Source organism: Streptomyces sp. NPDC058796, from assembly GCF_042745235.1.
GTDB lineage: Bacteria > Actinomycetota > Actinomycetes > Streptomycetales > Streptomycetaceae > Streptomyces.
The window spans coordinates 186596-206989 of sequence record NZ_JBHYOP010000002.1 but is presented as its reverse complement, the minus strand read 5'-3'; the positions used below and the strand labels follow the sequence as shown (position 1 = coordinate 206989).

Annotated in this window: 19 protein-coding genes; 9 read left to right on the top strand and 10 right to left on the bottom strand. The window is 71.8% G+C overall.

The annotated features are described in order from the left end of the window. Nucleotide 1 precedes the first annotated feature (1 nt). From ACFW47_RS06155 to ACFW47_RS06120, 8 genes are read right to left on the bottom strand one after another with little or no spacing between them, the layout of a single operon-like run. Complete coding sequence (locus tag ACFW47_RS06155) at nucleotides 2-1996, bottom strand: NADH-quinone oxidoreductase subunit L (protein ID WP_386304992.1); 1995 nt, start codon at nucleotides 1994-1996, stop codon at nucleotides 2-4. Beyond that, complete coding sequence (gene nuoK / locus ACFW47_RS06150) at nucleotides 1993-2400, bottom strand: NADH-quinone oxidoreductase subunit NuoK (RefSeq protein WP_386281664.1); 408 nt, start codon at nucleotides 2398-2400, stop codon at nucleotides 1993-1995. The genes ACFW47_RS06155 and nuoK overlap by 4 nt, the downstream gene beginning before the upstream one ends. Beyond that, entirely contained in the window at nucleotides 2400-3044 is a 645-nt protein-coding gene (locus ACFW47_RS06145) for an NADH-quinone oxidoreductase subunit J (protein ID WP_386304990.1), read from the bottom strand. The genes nuoK and ACFW47_RS06145 overlap by 1 nt, the downstream gene beginning before the upstream one ends. After that, nucleotides 3041-3601 (bottom strand): NuoI/complex I 23 kDa subunit family protein, encoded by a 561-nt coding sequence (locus tag ACFW47_RS06140; RefSeq protein ID WP_386281668.1) that lies wholly within the window; start codon nucleotides 3599-3601, stop codon nucleotides 3041-3043. Before ACFW47_RS06140 ends, ACFW47_RS06145 begins: the two co-directional genes overlap by 4 nt. 2 nt (nucleotides 3602-3603) lie before the next feature. Further along, nucleotides 3604-4572: an NADH-quinone oxidoreductase subunit H gene (locus ACFW47_RS06135; RefSeq protein WP_386304989.1), complete on the bottom strand. Its 969-nt coding sequence runs from the start codon at nucleotides 4570-4572 to the stop codon at nucleotides 3604-3606. Next, complete coding sequence (locus ACFW47_RS06130; protein ID WP_386304988.1) at nucleotides 4569-5876, bottom strand: NADH-quinone oxidoreductase subunit C; 1308 nt, start codon at nucleotides 5874-5876, stop codon at nucleotides 4569-4571. The genes ACFW47_RS06135 and ACFW47_RS06130 overlap by 4 nt, the downstream gene beginning before the upstream one ends. Beyond that, a complete protein-coding gene (locus tag ACFW47_RS06125; RefSeq protein WP_386304986.1) occupies nucleotides 5873-6532 on the bottom strand; it encodes an NADH-quinone oxidoreductase subunit B in 660 nt (219 codons plus the stop codon). Before ACFW47_RS06125 ends, ACFW47_RS06130 begins: the two co-directional genes overlap by 4 nt. Beyond that, nucleotides 6523-6918 (bottom strand): NADH-quinone oxidoreductase subunit A, encoded by a 396-nt coding sequence (locus tag ACFW47_RS06120; RefSeq protein ID WP_217170232.1) that lies wholly within the window; start codon nucleotides 6916-6918, stop codon nucleotides 6523-6525. The genes ACFW47_RS06125 and ACFW47_RS06120 overlap by 10 nt, the downstream gene beginning before the upstream one ends. Before the next feature lie 271 nt (nucleotides 6919-7189). On the opposite strand from ACFW47_RS06120, the gene ACFW47_RS06115 reads away from it, so the two are divergent. From ACFW47_RS06115 to rarD, 7 genes are all read left to right on the top strand, one after another. Continuing rightward, entirely contained in the window at nucleotides 7190-8437 is a 1248-nt protein-coding gene (locus tag ACFW47_RS06115; protein WP_386281678.1) for a sensor histidine kinase, read from the top strand. Between the two features lie 148 nt (nucleotides 8438-8585). Continuing rightward, nucleotides 8586-9956: a sensor histidine kinase gene (locus ACFW47_RS06110; protein ID WP_386281680.1), complete on the top strand. Its 1371-nt coding sequence runs from the start codon at nucleotides 8586-8588 to the stop codon at nucleotides 9954-9956. Nucleotides 9957-10554: 598 nt separating this feature from the next. Beyond that, nucleotides 10555-11214, top strand: coding sequence for a LuxR C-terminal-related transcriptional regulator (locus tag ACFW47_RS06105; RefSeq protein WP_386305231.1), 660 nt, complete (start codon nucleotides 10555-10557; stop codon nucleotides 11212-11214). 282 nt (nucleotides 11215-11496) lie between these two features. Next, nucleotides 11497-13425, top strand: a complete 1929-nt coding sequence (locus ACFW47_RS06100; RefSeq protein ID WP_386304985.1) for a 2-oxoacid:acceptor oxidoreductase subunit alpha — start codon at nucleotides 11497-11499, stop codon at nucleotides 13423-13425. Beyond that, nucleotides 13418-14476: a 2-oxoacid:ferredoxin oxidoreductase subunit beta gene (locus ACFW47_RS06095; RefSeq protein WP_386281684.1), complete on the top strand. Its 1059-nt coding sequence runs from the start codon at nucleotides 13418-13420 to the stop codon at nucleotides 14474-14476. Before ACFW47_RS06100 ends, ACFW47_RS06095 begins: the two co-directional genes overlap by 8 nt. A gap of 195 nt (nucleotides 14477-14671) precedes the next feature. After that, complete coding sequence (locus ACFW47_RS06090) at nucleotides 14672-15523, top strand: SDR family oxidoreductase (RefSeq protein WP_386281686.1); 852 nt, start codon at nucleotides 14672-14674, stop codon at nucleotides 15521-15523. 159 nt (nucleotides 15524-15682) lie between these two features. Further along, nucleotides 15683-16729 carry an EamA family transporter RarD gene (rarD, locus tag ACFW47_RS06085; protein WP_386305230.1) on the top strand — a complete coding sequence of 349 codons (1047 nt, stop codon included), beginning with the start codon at nucleotides 15683-15685 and terminating at the stop codon, nucleotides 16727-16729. A 26-nt stretch (nucleotides 16730-16755) separates the two neighbouring features. Here the strand turns inward: rarD and ACFW47_RS06080 are convergent, their stop codons facing one another. Beyond that, nucleotides 16756-17379 (bottom strand): CGNR zinc finger domain-containing protein, encoded by a 624-nt coding sequence (locus tag ACFW47_RS06080; RefSeq protein WP_386304984.1) that lies wholly within the window; start codon nucleotides 17377-17379, stop codon nucleotides 16756-16758. A gap of 21 nt (nucleotides 17380-17400) precedes the next feature. On the opposite strand from ACFW47_RS06080, the gene ACFW47_RS06075 reads away from it, so the two are divergent. Then, nucleotides 17401-17871, top strand: coding sequence for a VOC family protein (locus tag ACFW47_RS06075; RefSeq protein WP_386304982.1), 471 nt, complete (start codon nucleotides 17401-17403; stop codon nucleotides 17869-17871). 204 nt (nucleotides 17872-18075) lie between these two features. Beyond that, nucleotides 18076-19032 (top strand): M28 family metallopeptidase, encoded by a 957-nt coding sequence (locus ACFW47_RS06070; RefSeq protein ID WP_386281692.1) that lies wholly within the window; start codon nucleotides 18076-18078, stop codon nucleotides 19030-19032. A 37-nt stretch (nucleotides 19033-19069) separates the two neighbouring features. Here the strand turns inward: ACFW47_RS06070 and ACFW47_RS06065 are convergent, their stop codons facing one another. Next, nucleotides 19070-20311, bottom strand: a complete 1242-nt coding sequence (locus ACFW47_RS06065; protein WP_386304981.1) for a tetratricopeptide repeat protein — start codon at nucleotides 20309-20311, stop codon at nucleotides 19070-19072. Nucleotides 20312-20394 lie beyond the last annotated feature (83 nt).

The following is a 20394-nucleotide window of genomic DNA, read 5'->3' as shown; positions in this document are numbered from 1 at the left end:
CTCACGCTCCCGTGGCGACGAGGACGGCGGCGACCGCGAGGACGACGGTGCCGGCGAGCAGCGCGCTCACATAGGTCTGCACATTGCCGGTCTGGGCCCGGCGTACGGCGGTTCCCAGGACACGAGGCAGGGCACCCGCCGCGCGTACGTAGGTGTCGACGACCTCCCGGTCGAGGAACCGCACGAGACTCGCGCCGGCCTGTACCGGGCGGACGAAGAGGGTCGTGTACACCGCGTCCAGGTGGAAGCCGACGGCCGCGTGCCGGTGCAGCGGGCCCAGGAGGAGCCGTCCGGGGTCGGACGGGTCTGGGGCGTAGGCGATGTCTCCGTAGGCCGGCTTGTGGCTGGCGATGGCCTCGGCCTCCACGAGCGCGGCGTCGCCCTCCGGGTGCGCCGCGACCGCGCCGAGCGGCGGGCGGGCGGCGAGCGCCGTGGTGTGGCGCCAGGCCGCGTAGGTGACGATGCCGCCGACCAGGGCCACGCCTGTGCCGAGCACCGAGGTGGTGAGGGTCGGGGTGAGGTCGTGGCCGTCGAACCAGTCGGGCAGGAGGCGGAAGGCGAGCCCGCCGAGCGCGAGTGACGGGACCGCGAGCACCCAGAGCACGGCGTTCATGACCACCGGCTGCCGGCCGTGGTCGGGAGCCTCGGCGCCCTGTCCGCGGAAGGCCAGCAGCCACAGGCGCATCGCGTACGCGGCGGTGAGCAGGGCGGTGACCAGGCCGGCGAGGAGGACGGTCCAGCCCGCGGCGCCGGGCGCGTGCTCGGTGTGGCCGGTGGCGGCGTGCTCGGCGACGACGAGGACGGCTTCCTTCGAGAAGAAGCCGCTGAAGGGCGGGATCGCGGCCAGGGCGAGCAGCGCCACGGTCATCGTCCAGTAGGCGTCCGGGACGCGGTCGCGCAGGCCCCGCATGCGGGACATGGCGGCCAGCGAGTTGGTGCCGGCGGCGTGGATGACCACGCCGACGGCGAGGAACAGCAGCGCCTTGAAGGCGCCGTGGGTGAGGAGGTGGAAGACGGCGGCCCCGCGGTCGCCGGCGGCGAGGGCGCCGGTCATGTAGCCGAGCTGACCGATCGTCGAATAGGCGAGGACGCGCTTGATGTCGTCCTGGGCCAGTGCGGCGAGCGCCGAGCCGAGCATCGTGACGGCGGCCATGACGGCGAGGACGACCATCGCGGCCTGTGAGGCCTGGAAGAGCGGAAGGAGCCGGGCGACGAAGTAGACACCGGCCGCGACCATCGTCGCGGCGTGGATGAGCGCGGAGACGGGCGTCGGGCCCGCCATCGCGTCGGGGAGCCAGGTGTGCAGCGGGAACTGCGCCGACTTGCCCGCGACACCGGCCAGGAGCAGCAGCGCGATCAGCGTCGGGTGGTCGAGCGAGCCGCTCGCGACCGCGCCGAGGATCTTGGTGATGCGGAAGGAGCCGGCCTCGGTGGCCAGCGCCAGCAGGCCGATCAGGAAGGGGACGTCACCGAGCTTGGTCACCAGGAATGCCTTGAGGGAGGCGGCGCGGGCCTCCGGGGTCTCCCAGTAGTGGCCGACCAGGAAGTACGAGCAGATGCCCATGATCTCCCAGCCGACCAGCAGCACCATCAGGTCGCCCGAGTAGACGACGAGGAACATGGCGGAGGTGAACAGGGAGACGAGAGCGGCGTACGAGGGGTAGCGCGGGTCGTCGCGCAGGTAGCCCGTCGAGTAGATCTGCACGCAGGTGGCGACGCAGCCGACCAGGACGGCTACGAGGGCGGCGAATCCGTCGATGTGCAGGGCGAGTTCGACGGGGACCGAACCGGTGGGGGTCAGCTCCGTGACGGCGTCGACGGCACGGCCGCCGCCCTGGCGGGCCGCGACGACCACGGCGAGGACGAGGGCCGCCAGCGTCGGCAGGACGGCGAGCGGACGGACGAAGCCCGGCGCCGAGCGGCCCAGGAGGAGACCGGCGGCTGCCCCGAGGAAGGGGAGGACGGGGACGAGTACGGCGAGGGTGGTCGTGGTCACGCGGTGGCCTCAGCCTTCTCGTCGGCCGGACCGGTCGCGGAGGCACCGGCGTCGGGGTCCGCCGTGTCGTGGTCCTCGCCGTCGGGACCCTCGGCGGTGTCGCGGAGCTTGTCGATGTCCGCGGTGCCGCGGTTGCGGTGGACGGCGAGCACGATCGCCAGGCCGATGCCGATCTCGGCGGCCGCGATGGCGATGGTGAACAGGGTCAGGGCCTGGCCGGAGTGCAGGGTCTCCTCGGCTGTCTTGCTGAGCCAGACGTCGAAGGCGACCAGGTTGAGGTTGACGGCGTTGAGCATCAGCTCGACCGACATCAGGATCAGGATCGCGTTGCGGCGGGCGAGGACGCCGTACAGGCCCGTGCAGAACAGGAGGACGGAGAGGACGGCGGGATAGGCGAGGTGCATCAGCGGTCACCGCCCTTGTCGGCGCTGTTCGGGGCGGCCGGGCGGCCGGCTTCCGTCGCGCGGTCCGCCTTCGTCTTGCGGGACAGGACGATGGCGCCGACCAGGGCGGCGAGGAGGAGGACCGAGAGGGCTTCGAAGGGGAGGACCCAGTTCTGGAACAGGCTCGCTCCGGTGACGGCGGTGGAGCCGGCTGCCGGGCCGTCCAGGTCGATCCAGGTGGTGCGGAAGGCGTCGACGACGACCCAGACCAGGGCCGCGGCGGCGGCCACGGCAACCGTGAGGGCGGCCCAGCGGTTGCCGGAGTCGGCGTCCGGGGAACGGCCGATGGGGGCCCTGGTCAGCATCAGGCCGAACAGGATGAGGACGACGACGGCACCGACGTAGATGAGGACCTGCACCCAGGCGATGAACTCGGCGGTGAGGAGGAGGTACTCGACGGCGAGACCCCCGAGGGCCACCACCAGCCACAGAGCGGCGTGGACCAGCTGCCGGGTGGTGACGGTGACGACGGCGGCGCCGAAGGTGACCAGGCCGACGAGGAGGAAGGCGATCTCGACGCCGGTCGGAGAGAGGAAGCCTTGCGATTCGGCGGCCACGGTCGTGGAGTCCGCGGCGAGGTGACCGACGGTCGCTGCGAGGGTCATTCCCGGCCCTCCTGTTCCGGGCCGGTTGCCGCCTGCTGGGCGGCCAGCTTGTCGGCGGTCTTGCGGGCGGCGGCGAGTTCCTTGGGTTCCTCCGCGCCGGGGTCGAGGGCGGGCGGGGCCGGCACCGTCCACATCCACTCGCGGAGCTTGTCGCGCTCGTGGGTCAGGTCGCGGATGTCGGTCTCGGAGTACTCGAATTCCGGGGACCAGAACAGGGCGTCGAAAGGACAGACCTCGATGCAGATACCGCAGTACATGCACAGCGAGAAGTCGATGGCGAAGCGGTCGAGGACGTTGCGGCTGCGGTCGCGCCCGCCGGGGGTGGCCGCCGGGACCGTCTCCTTGTGGGAGTCGATGTAGATGCACCAGTCCGGGCACTCGCGGGCGCACAGCATGCAGACCGTGCAGTTCTCCTCGAACAGGCCGATCACGCCGCGCGTGCGGGGCGGGAGGTCGGGCTGGACGTCCGGGTACTGCTCGGTGACGGTCTTCTTCGTCATCGTGCGGAGGGTGACGGCCAGGCCCTTGGCCAGACCCGAGCCGGGGATGGGGGGCATGGTTACTGGATCACCACCTTGACGATGCCGGTGAGGGCGATCTGGGCGAGGGAAAGAGGGACGAGGAGGGTCCAGGAGAGCTTCTGGAGCTGGTCCTCGCGCAGGCGCGGATAGGTCACGCGCAGCCAGATCACCACGAAGGCGAGGACGGCCGTCTTCAGCAGCGTCCACACCCATCCGAGACCGTCGGCGCCCCAGGGGCCGTGCCAGCCGCCCAGGAACAGGACGGTGGTCAGGCCGCACAGGACGACGATCCCGGCGTATTCGGCGAGGAGGAACAGGGCGAAGCGCAGGCCGGTGTACTCGGTGTAGGCACCGAAGATGATCTCCGAGTCGGCGACCGGCATGTCGAACGGGGGGCGTTGCAGCTCGGCCAGACCGGCCACGAAGAAGACGATCGCGCCCACGATCTGCCAGGGCAGCCACCACCACTCGAAGGCGTCGAGGATGCCGACGAGCGAGACGGTGCCCGCCGCCATGGCCACCGAGGCCGCGGTCAGCAGCATCGGAAGCTCGTAGGCGAGGAGTTGGGCGGCGGTACGCAGACCGCCGAGGAGGGAGAACTTGTTCGCGGAGGACCAGCCCGCCATGAGGGAGCCGAGGACGCCCACGCCCATGACGGCGAGGACGAAGAAGATGCCCGCGTCGACGACCTGGCCGACCGCACCCTCTCCGGGGCCGATCGGGATGGCCAGGAGGACCAGGAGGTACGGCAGGAGGGCCACGGCGGGGGCGAGTTGGAAGATGCGGCGGTCCGCGTCGGCCGGGACCACGTCCTCCTTCTGCGCGAACTTCACGCCGTCGGCGACGAGCTGCGCCCAGCCGTGGAAGCCGCCGGCGTACATCGGGCCGAGACGGCCCTGCATGTGGGCCATGACCTTGTGCTCGGTCTGGCCGACGATCAGGGGGAGGGCGAGGAAGACGACGAAGACGACCAGGAGGCGCAGGGTGACGTCGAGCGCGTCGTTCACAGCGGGCCTCCTGGGGGGTTCGGGCGGTTCGGGTTCGAGTTCGGGTCCGGCTTCGGGTTCGGGATCTGGTCCCGGTCCGCGTTCTCGTCCTCCTCCGAGTTCCGGGACTCCTCCGAGTTCCGGGGTTGGTCAGAGTCCCGGGGTTGGTCAGAGTTCCGCGATTCGTCAGAGTTCCGCCGCTCCTCCGCGGTGCTCGGCTCGTCCGAGGTCCTGTCCGGCTGCCGTTCCGTGCCGGCGTCCGGCTCGGTCTCGGCGTCGTCGAAGGCGGGGCGGGCGTGGTGCCACGGGGCGTCCGCGCTGCGCGGTGCGGCGGGGACCGGCGGCTTGGGGGCCGGTGCCTCGGGAACCGGGGCCGTGCCCGGGTCATCGTCGGCCGGGCCGGGCGCCTGCGTGTCCGTCTCTGACGGACGGGCGTCGGAGGTGGCTCGCTGCGACGCGGAGCCCTCACTGGCGCTGCGCGCGCGTCGCGGCCGGGCGGTCGGTCCGGAAGCCGCTTGCCCGGTCCCCGCGCTCGTGTCCGTCTCCGGGGTGGGCTCGGCTTCCGGCGCACCCGTCCGCTGGGACGCGGACCCCCCGCTCGCGCTGCGCGCCCGCCGGGGCGTCGGGGCACCCTGACTGGCGGAGCCCTCCGCCGCCGTACGGGAACGGCGCACCGGACGGTCGGCCGCCGCGCGGGGCGGGCGTTCCCCCGTCGCGCGGCCCGGTCCTCGTGCCGGGCGGGCCGGAGCGGGAGGCAGCTGGCCCTTGAGCGGGCCCCACTCGTTGGGGTCGGGGACACCGGGCGGCAGCATCTGCCGGCGACGCGGACCGCCGTGCTCGGACTCGCCGGGTTCCTTGGCCCCCGGCCATGCCTTGGCGACGCGGGCAGCGAGGACGAAGTCCTTCCGCAGCGGGTGGCCCTCGAAGCCCTCCGGCAGGAGCAGGTGGTCCAGCGCGGGGTGGTCCTCGAAGGCGACGCCGAACATCTCGTGGGTCTCGCGTTCGTGCCAGGCCGCGCCCGCGTAGACCGCGACGGCACTGGGCAGGACCGGGGACTCGTGCGGGACCGTCGTGCGCAGCAGCAGCCGGCGTACGGGTCCCAGCGCCACGACGTGCGCCGCGACGCGGAAGCCCGTGCCCGGCTCGTCGACCGCGCTCAGCCAGTCGAAGTAGGTGCAGCCCAGCCGGTCCCGCGCGGTCTCGAGGGCGGAGGTCCAGGACTCCGGCGGCACGTCCACGGTCAGGACGTCGTACGACTCGTCGGCCGCGGCCTGCGGACCGAAGAGTTCCGTGGCATCGGCGGGGAGCCAGCCGACGGCGGTCATCGGCCCTCCCCCGCATCCGGAGCCGTGCCCGCGTCGCGGTCCCCGGTGGGCTCCGGCGCCGGCGGCCGGACCAGGCCGCTCCGCAGCGCTGCCGCCGACGGCCGGTGCGATGCGGCGTACCGCTCCCCCAGCGACTCCCGCGCGATCTTCTCCTGCAGTTTGAGGATGCCCTGGAGGAGGGCCTCGGGGCGGGGCGGGCACCCGGGGACGTAGACGTCGACGGGGATGATCTGGTCGACGCCCTTCGTCACGGAGTAGGAGTCCCAGTAGGGGCCGCCGCAGTTGGAGCAGGCGCCGAAGGAGATGACGTACTTCGGCTCGGGCATCTGCTCGTACAGGCGCTTGACGGCCGGCGCCATCTTGTCGGTCACCGTGCCGGACACCACCATCAGGTCGGCCTGGCGGGGGCCCGGCGCGAAGGGGATGACGCCGAGCCGGATGAAGTCGTGGCGGGCCATCGAGGCGGCGATGAACTCGATGGCGCAGCAGGCGAGACCGAAGTTGAAGACCCACAGGGAGTACCGGCGGCCCCAGTTCAGGACGACCTTCATCGGCTCGGGGGCGAGGCGTGCGAGCGCGCCGAGCCGCTTGGGTTCGGGGAGCAGCACGGGTTCGGCGGGGTTCCCGACAGGATTCTCGGCAGGGTTCACGTCCACGACAGGACGCCCTTCTTGTATGCGTAGAGCAGGCCCACGGCGAGGAAGCCGAGGAAGATGAACATCTCCACGAGGGTCGTCGCTCCGTAACCAGGATCGGCGAAGACCGTCGCCCAGGGGAAGAGGAAGATCGAGTCGACCGCGAAGATGACGTAGAGGAACGCGTAGACGTAGTAGCGGACCTGGGTGTGGGCCCAGCCCTCGCCGACGGGGTCGACACCGCACTCGTACGTCAGCAGCTTCTCGGGCGTCGGGACCACGGGCCGCAGCAGGCGCCCGGCTCCGAAGGCGACGGCGACGAAGAGCACGCCGACGACGGCGAGCAGTCCGACGACCGAGTAGGACTGGAAGTAGTCAGCCGCAAGGCCGACGGTCGGTTCCGGCACGTCCGTCCCTCGCTCCCCGCGCTCCCTGTCCCGAACGCTGCTGTCCGACGATCTGTACGCACGGGAGTCTAGGGCCTGATAAAGAGACGGTAAGCAGCCCGTCACACCTTGGGACACGGGGCGGGCTCCGGGAGGTGGGTCCCGGGGGTGAATCCGGGGGTGCGTCCCGAGGGCGGTCCCCGGGGGTGGGTCCGAGGGTGGGGTTTTCCTCAGTGCGTCCTGGCGGTACACCTCATGGCGCGGCGTCGCGCGGCACGGCACGCTGACTCGTATGACCGAACGCCTTTCGACACCGACGCCTCGCGGGAACACCGGCGCCGCCCCCGGCGACCGCCCGCCGCCGGCCCGTTTCGCCTACGACCGGCACACCTGGTTGGAGATCGCCCACCTGCTGGCGAACCTCCCGGCGTCGCTGCTCGGATTCGTGTACGTGGTGACGATGCTGTTCACCGGTGTCGGGCTGACGGTCACGGTGATCGGATTCCCGTTGCTGGCCGCGGGACTGATGGGCGCGCGGCAGCTGGGCAAGCTCGAGCGGGCCAGGGCCCGGGCACTGCTCGGGGTGCGGGTGGACGAGCCGAGCCGGCTTCCGCTGCGCGGCGGGGGCGGCTTCTTCCCCCAGCTGTGGATGGCGCTGAAGGACCCGGTGGGCTGGCGCACCGTCCTGTACGACTTCATACGGCTTCCCTGGGGCATTCTCACCTTCGTCACCACGCTGACCTCGCTGTTCGTGCTGTGGCCGGTGCTGCCGTTCATCGCGCGGGGCCTGGCCAACGCGGACCGGGCGATGGTGCGGGCGCTGCTCTCCCCCTCCGACGAGCTGGAGCGGCGGATCGCCGAGCTGGAGTCGGACCGGGGCATCGTGGTCGACACGGCCGCGGCCGACCTGCGGCGCATCGAGCGCGACCTGCACGACGGCGCCCAGGCCCGCCTGGTCAACCTGGCCATGGGGCTGGGCCTGGCGAAGGAGAAGCTGCTGGAGGATCCCGACGCGGCGGCGGCCATGGTCGACGAGGCACATGGCGAGGTGAAGCTGGCCCTGCAGGAGCTGCGGGACCTGGCCCGCGGCATCCACCCCGCGGTCCTGACCGACCGCGGCCTGGACGCGGCGCTCTCCTCGGTCGCCTCACGCTGCACCGTGCCGGTCAGGGTGACCGTCGACCTCATGGAGCGCCCTGCCGCGGCCATCGAGGGCATCGCCTACTTCACCGTCTCGGAGCTGCTGCAGAACGTCAGCAAGCACAGCCGGGCGAAGTCCGCCGCCGTGGAGGTGTGGCGGTCCTCCGACCGGCTGCTCATACAGGTGAGCGACGACGGCCGCGGAGGTGCCCGCCTTGAGGGCGGTACGGGGATGAAGGGGCTGGCCGACCGGCTGAGCGCCGTCGACGGTCTCTTCGTCGTCGACTCACCCGAGGGCGGTCCGACGACGGTGACCGCCGAGCTGCCGTGGCGCGACCGCACCGGCGACGACGCCACCGCGCGTGCTTCCGGCACTTCCGGCGCTTCCCGCGGGCGCTGAAGGAGCACGCCGCACGGGCCGGCACACGCCCGGGGTGGGGAAAACCCCCCTCTCGAGACGCCGACGGGCTCCATGGCCCGTGGGCGGGCGGTCGATCAGGGTGGAGTTACGACAGCACAGCCGTAGGACGAGGAGAAGGACGGCACCGATGGCCACGGATTACGGACACAGTTACGGGTTCGGGAGCGGGTCCGGCTTTCCCGAGGACACCCCCGCGCGACGCCACCGGCTGCCGGCGGGGCTGCGTGCGCCGTTCGAGGCGCGCAGCTGGCGGGAGTTCGGTTACGTGCTGTTGAGCCTGCCGATCGGCATCCTGCTCTTCACCTACGCCGTCACGATGATTTCCCTGGGAGCGGGGCTGCTGGTGACGTTCCTGGGCGTGCCGGTGCTGGCGGCGGCGCTGGCGGGCTGCCGGGGCTTCGGTGCGATGGAGCGGGCGCGGGCCCGGGTCCTGCTGGGTCTGCGGGTGTCCGACCCGGAGCCGCTGCGGATGAAGAAGCAAGGCGTGATGGGCTGGATCGGGGCCGTCCTGAAGAGCGGCGTGTCCTGGCGGAGCCTGCTGTACGCGGTGCTGCAGTTCCCGTGGTCGGTGTTCTCCTTCGTCGTCGCCGTGAACGTCTGGGCGTTCGGGTGGGCGATGCTCACGTACCCGCTGTGGTTCTGGGTGTTCCCGATGTACGCCGGACAGGACGGGCTCCAGCTCTACGGTGACCAGACGCACCGGGTCTACCTGGACAACCCCTTCGAGATCACCATGACCGCGCTGGTCGGTCTGCTGTTCACGCTGGCGACACCGTGGATCGTCCGGGCGCTGACGACGGTGGACCGGGTGATGGTGCACGGGCTGCTCGGGCCGTCGCGGCTGGCCACCCGGGTGGTGGAGCTGGAGTCGGACCGCGGGGTCGTGGTCGACACCGCCGCGGCCGACCTGCGGCGCATCGAGCGCGACCTGCACGACGGCGCCCAGGCCCGCCTGGTCAACCTGGCCATGGATCTCGGCCTGGCCAAGGAGAAGCTGAGGGAGGACCCGCGGGCGGCGGCGGTCATGGTGGACGAGGCGCACGGCGAGGTGAAGACGGCGCTCCAGGAGCTGCGGGACCTGGCCCGGGGCATCCACCCCGCGGTCCTGACCGACCGCGGCCTGGACGCGGCGCTCTCCTCGGTCGCCTCACGCTGCACCGTGCCGGTGCGGGTGGAGGTCGACCTGACGGAGCGGCCGGCGTCGGCGATCGAGGGCATCGCCTACTTCACCGTCTCGGAGCTGCTGCAGAACGTCAGCAAGCACGCGCGGGCCACGGCGGCCTTCGTGGAGGTCTGGCGCGTGGAGAACCGGCTGATGCTCCAGGTCGTGGACAACGGTGTGGGCGGAGCGGAGGTGTCGGCCGGCTCGGGGCTGGCAGGCCTGGCGGAACGGATCGACGCCGTGGACGGCATCCTCGTGGTGGACTCGCCGGACGGAGGCCCGACGCGGGTGACCGCGGAACTGCCGTGGCGGAGCGAGCCGGCGGCCGGCCACTGAGTCGCCCGGTACTCGCCGCCTCCGCCCGGCGCCGTGCGTGCTGGACGGAGGTGGCGGGGCGTGAAGGTGCCGGATCCGTCCCGGCGGAACCGGCCCTTCCGGGCCAGCCCGGGCCGGGCCGCTCCGGGCTGGGCTGGGCGGGCTGGGGCGGGCCGGGCTGGGCGGGGCCAGACCGCGCCGGTCCATGCCGAGCCGAGCCGAGCCGTGCCGAGCCGAGCCGTGCCGAGCCGAGCCGTGCCGAGCCGAGCCGTGCCGAGCCGAGCGAGGTCAGCCGTGCCGGACCAGGCCAATACCCGATCTATGTGGCAGCCGGACCCGGATCGGGGTGTCCGACCAGGACCCCGAACGGTGTGCCCGTTCAGGACCCCGATCGGCGTCACCGAGCCCCCCGGCCAAGGTGGCCGGTAATCGTTTCCGTCGAGTAGCCGGACCCGGCCGGAACCCCCTGGTTCACGTTCTCTTCCCGTTGCCCGAGCGCATTCGGTCTCCAATGCTGGGATGCTGGCCCTGTCACACGGACGGGTTCGTGGACGCGGCGTGGGCCGCGCGGGCCGTGCGGTGGGCGGGCTGTGGGGGGCCGAGGATCGTGGAGGACAGGGTGCGGGTGGTCATCGCCGAGGATTCAGTGCTGCTCCGAGAGGGGCTGACCCGGTTGCTGACCGACCGGGGGCACGAGGTCGTGGCCGGTGTCGGCGACGGTGCCGCGTTGATCAAGACCATCACCGAGCTGGACGCGCAGGGCGAGCTGCCGGACGTCGTCGTGGCGGACGTACGGATGCCGCCGACGCACACCGACGAGGGCGTGCGCGCCTCGGTGCAGCTGCGCAAGGCGCACCCCGGTCTCGGCGTACTGGTGCTGTCCCAGTACGTGGAGGAGCGGTACGCGACGGAGCTGCTGGCCGGTTCCAGCCGGGGCGTGGGGTATCTGCTCAAGGACCGGGTGGCCGAGGTGCGGGAGTTCGTGGACGCGGTGGTGCGGGTGGCCGGGGGCGGTACGGCCCTGGACCCGGAGGTGGTCGCCCAGTTGCTCGGGCGCAGCCGCAAGCAGGACGTGCTCGCGGGGCTCACCCCGCGGGAGCGGGAGGTCCTCGGCCTCATGGCCGAGGGCCGGACGAACTCGGCGATCGCCAGGCAGCTGGTCGTGAGCGACGGCGCCGTGGAGAAGCACGTCAGCAACATCTTCCTGAAGCTGGGGCTGTCCCCCAGCGACGGTGATCACCGTCGGGTGCTCGCCGTCCTCACCTATCTCAATTCCTGACACGGCGGCCCACACCCCGGAATCTCCGGCCGGGCCGGACGGCCCAGCCGTTCACCGGCCGCTCATCCGAACGAATGAGAAACCGGAGCACGGGCCGGACGCGTCTTCACAGGCGCCGGGGGGGCGCGGAAACCGTGGGGCTGCAGGACGGTCGACCATCTCGGTGTCGTGTCCATCATGCGAATGTCCACCGGAAGCCAACCCCTGCGGACGTAGTGTTGATCCTGGGATGGTCGGAGGAAGACCACTCCCCGGACAGCCGCCTCGAGGGAGGTCCAGTCAGTGACCAGCCAGGTCAGCAGCCCAGCGGAGCAGGCCGACGGAACCGTCGTAGGAGAGCAGCGCAAACCGGCCGGGGCGAAGGACGTCCGCCGGCTGAACCGGGTGATCATCCGGTTCGCGGGGGACTCGGGCGACGGGATGCAACTCACCGGCGACCGTTTCACCTCGGAGACCGCGTCGTTCGGCAACGACCTGTCGACGCTGCCGAACTTCCCGGCCGAGATCCGGGCGCCCGCCGGCACCCTGCCGGGTGTCTCGTCGTTCCAGTTGCACTTCGCCGACCACGACATCCTCACCCCCGGCGACGCCCCGAACGTACTGGTGGCGATGAATCCGGCGGCGCTGAAGGCGAACATCGGCGACATGCCGCGCGGCGCGGAGATCATTGTCAACACCGACGAGTTCACCAAGCGGGCGATGCAGAAGGTCGGCTACGACGTCTCTCCCCTGGAGGACGGTTCGCTCGACGGCTACCACCTGCACCCGGTGCCGCTGACGACGCTGACGGTCGAGGCGCTCAAGGAGTTCGACCTCTCCCGCAAGGAGGCCGAGCGGAGCAAGAACATGTTCGCGCTCGGGCTGCTGAGCTGGATGTACCACCGGCCCACGGAGGGCACGGAGAAGTTCCTGAAGACGAAGTTCGCGAAGAAGCCGGACATCGCCGCCGCGAACATCGCCGCGTACCGGGCGGGCTGGAACTTCGGTGAGACCACGGAGGACTTCGCGGTCTCCTACGAGGTGGCCCCGGCGGCGAAGGCGTTCCCGCCCGGCACCTACCGCAACATCTCCGGGAACCTGGCCCTGGCCTACGGCCTGATCGCCGCCTCCCGCCAGGCCGACCTGCCGCTGTTCCTCGGCTCCTACCCGATCACCCCGGCCTCGGACATCCTGCACGAGCTGAGCCGGCACAAGAACTTCGGAGTGCGCACCTTCCAGGCGGAGGACGAGATCGCCGGGATCGGTGCCGCCCTCGGCGCGGCGTTCGGCGGCTCGCTGGCGGTGACGACGACGAGCGGTCCGGGCGTGGCGCTCAAGAGCGAGACGATCGGGCTCGCCGTCTCCCTGGAGCTGCCGCTGCTGGTCGTGGACATCCAGCGGGGCGGGCCGTCGACGGGCCTGCCGACCAAGACCGAGCAGGCGGACCTGTTGCAGGCGATGTACGGGCGCAACGGCGAAGCGCCGGTCCCCGTGGTGGCCCCCCGCACCCCGGCCGACTGCTTCGACGCCGCTCTGGAGGCGGCACGGATCGCGCTGACCTACCGCACGCCGGTGTTCCTGCTCTCGGACGGCTACCTGGCCAACGGCAGCGAGCCGTGGCGCATCCCGGAGACCGGCGAACTGCCGGACCTGACGGTGCAGTTCGCGCAGGGCCCCAACCACACCCTGGACGACGGCTCCGAGGTGTTCTGGCCGTACAAGCGGGACCCGCACACCCTCGCCCGCCCCTGGGCCGTGCCGGGCACCCCGGGTCTCGAGCACCGGATCGGGGGGATCGAGAAGCAGGACGGCACCGGGAACATCTCCTACGACCCGGCCAACCACGACTTCATGGTCCGCACCCGTCAGGCCAAGATCGACGGCGTCCAGGTCCCGGACATCGAGCCCGACGACCCCGACCGGGCTCGCACCCTGGTGCTGGGCTGGGGATCCACCTACGGGCCGATCACGGCGGCCGTCCGTCGCCTCCGCGGTGCCGGGGAGGCGATCGCCCAGGCCCACCTGCGCCACCTCAACCCCTTCCCGCGCAACCTCGGCGACGTGCTCAAGAAGTACGACAAGGTGGTGGTCCCCGAGATGAACCTCGGGCAGCTCGCCACCCTGGTCCGGGCGAAGTACCTGGTCGACGTGGAGTCGTACAACCAGGTCAACGGCATGCCGTTCAAGGCGGAACAGCTCGCCACCGTCCTGAAGGAGGCCATCGATGGCTGACGCCAACGCACTGCTCCAGCTCGTCCCACGGGCCGAGGGCAAGCAGTCCATGAAGGACTTCAAGTCCGATCAGGAAGTGCGCTGGTGCCCCGGCTGCGGTGACTACGCCATCCTCGCCGCCGTGCAGGGCTTCATGCCGCAGCTCGGCCTGGCGAAGGAGAACATCGTCTTCGTCTCCGGCATCGGCTGCTCCTCCCGCTTCCCGTACTACATGAACACCTACGGGATGCACTCCATCCACGGCCGCGCCCCCGCCATCGCCACCGGGCTCGCCGCCTCCCGCCGTGACCTGTCCGTCTGGGTCGTCACCGGCGACGGCGACGCGCTCTCCATCGGCGGCAACCACCTCATCCACGCCCTGCGCCGCAACGTCAACCTCAAGATCCTCCTGTTCAACAACCGGATCTACGGCCTGACGAAGGGGCAGTACTCCCCCACCTCCGAGGTCGGCAAGATCACCAAGTCGACGCCGATGGGGTCGCTGGACGCCCCCTTCAACCCGGTCTCCCTCGCCCTGGGGGCGGAGGCTTCGTTCGTGGCCCGGACCGTCGACTCGGACCGCAAGCACCTCACCGAGGTCCTGCGCCAGGCCGCCGACCACCCCGGCACCGCCCTGATCGAGATCTACCAGAACTGCAACATCTTCAACGACGGCGCCTTCGACGCCCTCAAGGACAAACAGCAGGCCGAGGAGGCGGTCATCCGCCTCGAGCACGGGCAGCCCATCCGCTTCGGCGCCGACAACGCGAAGGGCGTCGTCCGGGACCCGGCCACCGGCGACCTGGAGATCGTCACGGTCACCGCGGACAACGAGGCCGACGTCCTGGTCCACGACGCCCACGCCGCCTCCCCCACCACCGCCTTCGCCCTCTCCCGGCTCGCCGACCCCGACACCCTCCACCACACCCCCATCGGAGTCCTGCGCTCGGTCGAGCGGCCCGTCTACGACACCCTCATGTCCGACCAGCTCGACACCGCCGTCGAGCAGAACGGCAAGGGCGACCTCGCCGCCCTGTTCGCCGGCGGGGACACCTGGACCGTCGTCGGCTGAGTCCGGCGGACTCGCACGACGTACGCGGCATGTGAAGAGGCCCGGGCAGAGCGCCCGGGCCTCTTCACATGCCGCCACGGTGGAACCCGGGAAACTAACCTCGGTGTAAGTAACTTACTTCAAAGTGGGCACTTTCTCATAGTTAGCGCACGCCTTAGGGTTAGTCGTACGACCCCCACAAGGAGCGCTGAACCCATGAGCATCGTCGTCACCGGAGCCACCGGAAACCTCGGCCGCCACGTCGTGCGGCAGCTGCTGGAGAAGGTGCCGGCCGACCAGGTCACCGCGGTCGTCCGCGACCGCGACAAGGCCGCCGACCTCGCCCGCGGCATACGGCTAGCGGTCGCCGACTACAACGACCCCCAGACCTTCGACGACCTGTTCGCACCCGGCGACCGGGTACTGCTGATCAGCGGGAACGAGTTCGACAAGGGCCGGGTCCAGCAGCACACCGTCGTGATCGACGCGGCGAAGAAGGCCGGCGTGGCCCTGCTCGCCTACACCAGCGCCCCGAGCAGCCTCACGGCCGCGCTCGCCGACGACCACCGCGCCACCGAGGAGGTGCTGGTGGGTTCGGGCGTGCCGTACGTGCTGCTGCGCAACGGCTGGTACCACGAGAACTACACCGAGCAGCTGGCCCCCGTCCTGGAGCACGGCGCCGTCGTCCAGGCGGCGGGCGAGGGACGCGTCTCCTCCGCCTCCCGCGCCGACTACGCGGCCGCCGCCGTCGCCGTACTGACCGGCGAGGGACACGAGAACAAGGCGTACGAGCTGGGCGGCGACGAGGCGTGGAGCTTCGCCGAGTACGCCGCCGAGCTGAGCCGGCAGACCGGCAAGGAAATCGTCTACACCCCCGTCTCCACGGCGGCCTACACCGGCATCCTCACCGGCGCCGGGGTGCCCGCCCCGCTGGCCGACGTCTTCGCGGGCGTGGACGCGGCGATCGAGAAGGGCGAACTGGTCGTCGCCACCGGTGACCTGTCGCGGCTGACCGGCCGCCCGACCACGCCACTCGCCGAGGCCGTCACCGCGGCGCTCTCGAGCTGAACAGCGCGGGCCGCCCTGCCCGCACCCGGCCCGGGCACCCACCCCGCCCTCCTGTCATGACCGTATGCCGATACGGGCATGACAGGAGGCGGGGTGCGGCGCTACCTTCGTCCTGGCATGCATCCGTCCCCGCATGCCGAGTGCGAGAAGGAGGTGGCCGTGGCCGGGTCGTCCAGGAGCGAGCAGCGAATAGGCCTGCTGAACGGCTTCGCGGCGTACGGGATGTGGGGCCTGGTCCCGTTGTTCTGGCCGCTGCTCAAGCCCGCGGGGGCCGGGGAGATCCTCGCCCACCGGATGGTGTGGTCCCTCGCCTTCGTCGCCGTCGCCCTGGTCGTCGTACGGCGCTGGGCCTGGGCGGGGGAGCTGCTTCGGCAGCCGCGCAGGCTCGGCCTGGTCACCGTGGCCGCCGCGGTCATCACCGTGAACTGGGGCGTCTACATCTGGGCCGTGAACAGCGGCCATGTGGTCGAGGCCTCGCTCGGGTACTTCATCAACCCGCTGGTCACCATCGCGATGGGCGTGCTGCTGCTCAAGGAACGACTGCGGCCCGCGCAGTGGGCGGCGGTCGGGACCGGCTTCGCCGCCGTACTCGTCCTCACCGTCGGCTACGGCCGGCCGCCGTGGATCTCCCTCTGCCTCGCCTTCTCCTTCGCCACGTACGGCCTGGTGAAGAAGAAGGTCAACCTCGGCGGCGTCGAGTCGCTGGCCGCCGAGACGGCGATCCAGTTCCTGCCGGCGCTCGGCTACGTGCTGTGGCTGGGCGCGCAGGGCGAGTCGACCTTCACCACCGAGGGCTTCGGTCACTCGGCGCTGCTGGCCGCCACCGGCCTGGTGACCGCCGTCCCCCTGGTCTGCTTCGGCGCGGCGGCGATCCGGGTGCCGCTGTCCACGCTGGGGCTGCTGCAGTACCTGGCCCCGGTCTTCCAGTTCCTGCTCGGCGTCCTCTACTTCGGTGAGGCCATGCCGCCCGAGCGCTGGGCCGGCTTCGCGCTGGTCTGGCTGGCGCTCTCCCTGCTGACCTGGGACGCCCTGCGCACGGCCCACCGCAACGCCCGCGCCCTCCGGGCCCAGCTGCACCGGGCGGACGGCGGCGTACCGCCGGCCAAGGACGGCACCGGCCGGGAGAAGGGCATCGTGGCCTCCGGCGTCCCGGCCCAGGGCCCGGCCGGCGACGAACAGGCCGACGCCCCGGCGGGAAAGCCGTAGCACCCTCCCTCACACCCCTGCCTCCTTCAGCGCGTCTCCGGTGCACGCCGGGCACGGTGGGCCCTGGCCTTCTCGCGATTTCCGCAGTGCTCCATCGCGCACCAGCGACGCCGGCCCGGTCGTGAGGTGTCGACGAAGAGCAGCTTGCAGTCGGGTGCGCCGCACTCGCGGATGCGGTCGGCACAAGGGCCCGTGAACAGCTCGACCGCGTCGCGCGCGACCGTCGACAGCAGACGCACCCCCGTGGCCCCGGGGGCCCAGCCGCGGGTGCCGTCCGCCTCGATGCGGGCGGTGAGCGGCGGCTCGGCGGCCGCGGCGTTGACCGCGTCCAGGTGCTCGGGCCGCGGCGGACGTCCGTGGGCACGGTCCGCGGTGAGCAGGAAGAGGGCGTCACGCAGTGTCCGGGCCCGCCGCACATCGGCCTGCTCCACCACCAGGTCGAGCCCGCCCGGCAGCCGGCTGCGGTCGGCCCAGGCCACCAGGTCCTCGGGGCGGTGCAGCACCTCCCAGCGCGCGTAGGCGCCCGGCCCGCCCGTCGTCAGCAACTCCAGGCACAGCGCGCCCGGGTCGAAACGGTACGGCTTGCCCTCGTGCGACAGCAGCGTCAGCCCGGGAGCCGGATCCGGCGATTCCATTGCCCGCTCACTCATGTAACCACTATAACTGGTTACATGACTTCGACCCCGGGTTCCGCCCCCTTGCATTTCAAGATCGTCATCGACGCCGCCGCGCCGCACGCGCAGGCGGACTTCTGGGCCGCCGCCCTGCACTACGAGGTGGAGGACAACAGCGCGCTCATCGAGAAGCTGCTGGGTTTCGGGGCCGTGCCGCCCGAGCTGACCACCGAGTCCCACGGCCGCCGCGCCTGGCGGGACCTGGCCGCCGTACGGCACCCCGACGACCCGTACCAGGAGGAGAGCGGCGCCGGACTGGGACGGCGCCTGCTGTTCCAGCGGGTCCCGGAGGCCAAGACCGGGAAGAACCGCGTCCACCTCGACGTGCACGCGACCGACGGGCGGCGCGAGGAGGAGGTGACCCGGCTGGAGGCGCTGGGGGCGAGCGTGCTGCGGCACGTGAAGGAGCCGGGCGGGGAGTGGGTGGTGATGGCGGACCCCGAGGGGAACGAATTCTGCGTGCACTGACGAATTCCGCGAGCCCCAGGGGCAGGGGGCGGAACGGGGACGGGACGACCGCGCGGCGCGCGCACCGGCCGGCTATCCGATATGCGCAACAGCATGGCCGGTTAACGGTCTTGACGCGCGGTCAGTCCCAGCCCCACCATCCAGGCACCCCATTCACAGCGGAGTCCGCCCCCAAGGACTCCCCAGGAATTCGGAGCCCCCCACATGAAGCTCCCCCTTTCCGGACGTGCGCTGACGGCCGGTGCCGTCGCCGTGGCCACACTGACGGCCGGCGGGTCGGTGGCCGGTGCGGCGCCCGCCGCCGTTCCCGCCCCCGCGGCGGCCGCCGCGCCCGACATACCGATGGCCAACGTCAAGGCACACCTGGCGCAGCTCCAGTCGATCGCCACGGCGAACGGCGGCAACCGCGCCCACGGCCGCCCCGGCTACCAGGCGTCGCTCACCTATGTGAAGGCCAAGCTGGACGCGGCCGGGTTCACCACCACCGTCCAGCGGTTCACCGCATCCGGCCGCACCGGGTACAACCTGATAGCCGACTGGCCCGGTGGCGACGCCAATCAGGTTGTCATGGCCGGGTCACATCTGGACAGCGTCTCCTACGGTCCCGGCATCAACGACAACGGCTCCGGATCGGCGGCCGTCCTCGAGACCGCGCTCGCCGTGGCCCGATCCGGCCACCAGCCCGCCAAGCACCTGCGTTTCGCCTGGTGGGGCGCCGAGGAGCTGGGACTGGTCGGCTCCCGGTACTACGTCAACAGCCTCGGTTCCGCGGGCCGCGCGAAGATCAGCGGCTACCTCAACTTCGACATGATCGGCTCGCCGAACCCCGGCTACTTCGTCTACGACGACGACCCCACGATCGAGAAGACCTTCAAGGACTACTTCGCCGGCCTCGGTATCGCCACGGAGATCGAGACCCAGGGGGACGGCCGCTCCGACCACGCGCCCTTCAAGAACGCGGGGGTGCCCGTCGGCGGCCTCTTCAGCGGCGCCGACTACCGGAAGACGTCCGCACAGGCGGCCAAGTGGGGCGGCACCGCGGGCCAGCCGTTCGACCGCTGCTACCACTCGTCCTGCGACACGACGGCCAACATCGACGACACGGCCCTCGACCGCAACAGCGACGCCATCGCGTACGCGGTGTGGGAGCTGTCCCAGTAGAACCACCTCGCGGGCGGGGGCCGGTCGCGGGCCGGTCTCAGCCCGCCTGGGCGCGGGCGGCGCGTTCGGTGAGGCGGCCCATGCGGGTGCGGGCCGACTCCAGCTCCTCGGCGTCCTCGGCGGCCGGACCGTCCTCGGCGGCCAGTTCGCCCCACAGGCCCACCAGGTCGTGGCCGAGCTCCAGCCCGCTTGCCGGGTCGCGCACGGCGCGCCAGGCGGTGGCCGCGCTCTGGACGTTGCCGTAGGCGGCCTCCGCGTCACCCGCGCGGCGGTGTATCCGGGCGAGGTCCAGGGAGAGACGGAAGGCGCGGTCGGGGTCGCCGGACAAGTAGGCGATGTAGGCGGTGAGTTCGCGGAGCCGGAGCACCTCGGCGTGCTCCGGTCCCAGCGTCCCGGAGGCGTCCGCCACGGCCTGCTCCGCGAGCCGCGCCGCTTCCTCCGTACGTCCTTCCTTGACGGCCTCGTTGATACGCGCCGTCGGCTCCGCGAGGAGCGCGGGGGCGGTGGCGTCACCGGGAGCGGTGAGCGGCCCGTCGCCGAGCACCGCCTCGGCGACGGCGTCGAAGCCGCGGGCGGGGGTGGGAGTGGGCTTGGGGCCAGGATCCGCGTCGGGAACGACGAGGAAGGGCCCGCCTGCCGCCCCGGACCCGGTCGGCGCCTCAGCCGCGGTGACCGCCCCGGCCACCGCCCCGGCGGCCGCTCGCGCCCCCTCGCGCTCGTACTCGCCCTTGAGACCACCGTTCGCCGAGCCACCGTCCATCCGGGGCGGCGGCCCGAACGCTCCCGTCGGCGGCGCCACCGTCCCGGGCGCCGCGGCCCTCTCCGCACCGACCGCCGGCTGCGGCTCGGGCACCGGTGACAGGCGGAACGTCGGGGCGCTGTCCCGTACCGGTGCGGCCGAGCGCAGGACGTGCGTGGGCGAGTCCTGCCGTACGGCACCTTGCTCGGGAGTCGTCGGCGCCGGTTCCCCGGCGAGGTGGCTGGAGCCGTCCGGATCGACCCGGAGCGGGACGGAGCACCCGATGCGCTCGTCGTGGATCGTGGCGAGGACGGGGCGGCCGGCGGCGACGGCGAGGCGGTGAAGGCGGTTCAGGACGGCGTTCTGGATCTCCTCGCCGGGGGCGGCGACGACAGGCGAGCCGTCGACCGAGGCGCTGCGCCCGCCGGAAGCGGCCGACGTGACCGCCGGCACACGGACGTCGATCGGCGTCGGCGCAGGGCCGGGCGAACGCTCGGCGTCCTCGTGTTCCCGTTGCCTGTCGCGGCCGAGTCGAGACATCGTTCCCCCACTCATCGGCGGCTTCCGTCGGCGGCTTGGTGCCCGTACCGTCCAGAGCCTGTCATGCCTGTCGTACACCTACC

Excerpts from the sequence above, each read along its gene's own strand:
- nuoK (WP_386281664.1), bottom strand. The coding sequence starts at position 2,400 with ATGCACCTCGCCTATCCCGCCGTCCTCTCCGTCCTCCTGTTCTGCACG.
- ACFW47_RS06145 (WP_386304990.1), bottom strand. The coding sequence starts at position 3,044 with ATGACCCTCGCAGCGACCGTCGGTCACCTCGCCGCGGACTCCACGACC.
- ACFW47_RS06140 (WP_386281668.1), bottom strand. The coding sequence starts at position 3,601 with ATGCCCCCCATCCCCGGCTCGGGTCTGGCCAAGGGCCTGGCCGTCACC.
- ACFW47_RS06130 (WP_386304988.1), bottom strand. The coding sequence starts at position 5,876 with ATGACCGCCGTCGGCTGGCTCCCCGCCGATGCCACGGAACTCTTCGGT.
- ACFW47_RS06115 (WP_386281678.1), top strand. The coding sequence starts at position 7,190 with ATGACCGAACGCCTTTCGACACCGACGCCTCGCGGGAACACCGGCGCC.
- ACFW47_RS06110 (WP_386281680.1), top strand. The coding sequence starts at position 8,586 with ATGGCCACGGATTACGGACACAGTTACGGGTTCGGGAGCGGGTCCGGC.
- ACFW47_RS06095 (WP_386281684.1), top strand. The coding sequence starts at position 13,418 with ATGGCTGACGCCAACGCACTGCTCCAGCTCGTCCCACGGGCCGAGGGC.
- ACFW47_RS06090 (WP_386281686.1), top strand. The coding sequence starts at position 14,672 with ATGAGCATCGTCGTCACCGGAGCCACCGGAAACCTCGGCCGCCACGTC.
- ACFW47_RS06080 (WP_386304984.1), bottom strand. The coding sequence starts at position 17,379 with ATGAGTGAGCGGGCAATGGAATCGCCGGATCCGGCTCCCGGGCTGACG.
- ACFW47_RS06075 (WP_386304982.1), top strand. The coding sequence starts at position 17,401 with ATGACTTCGACCCCGGGTTCCGCCCCCTTGCATTTCAAGATCGTCATC.
- ACFW47_RS06070 (WP_386281692.1), top strand. The coding sequence starts at position 18,076 with ATGAAGCTCCCCCTTTCCGGACGTGCGCTGACGGCCGGTGCCGTCGCC.
- ACFW47_RS06065 (WP_386304981.1), bottom strand. The coding sequence starts at position 20,311 with ATGTCTCGACTCGGCCGCGACAGGCAACGGGAACACGAGGACGCCGAG.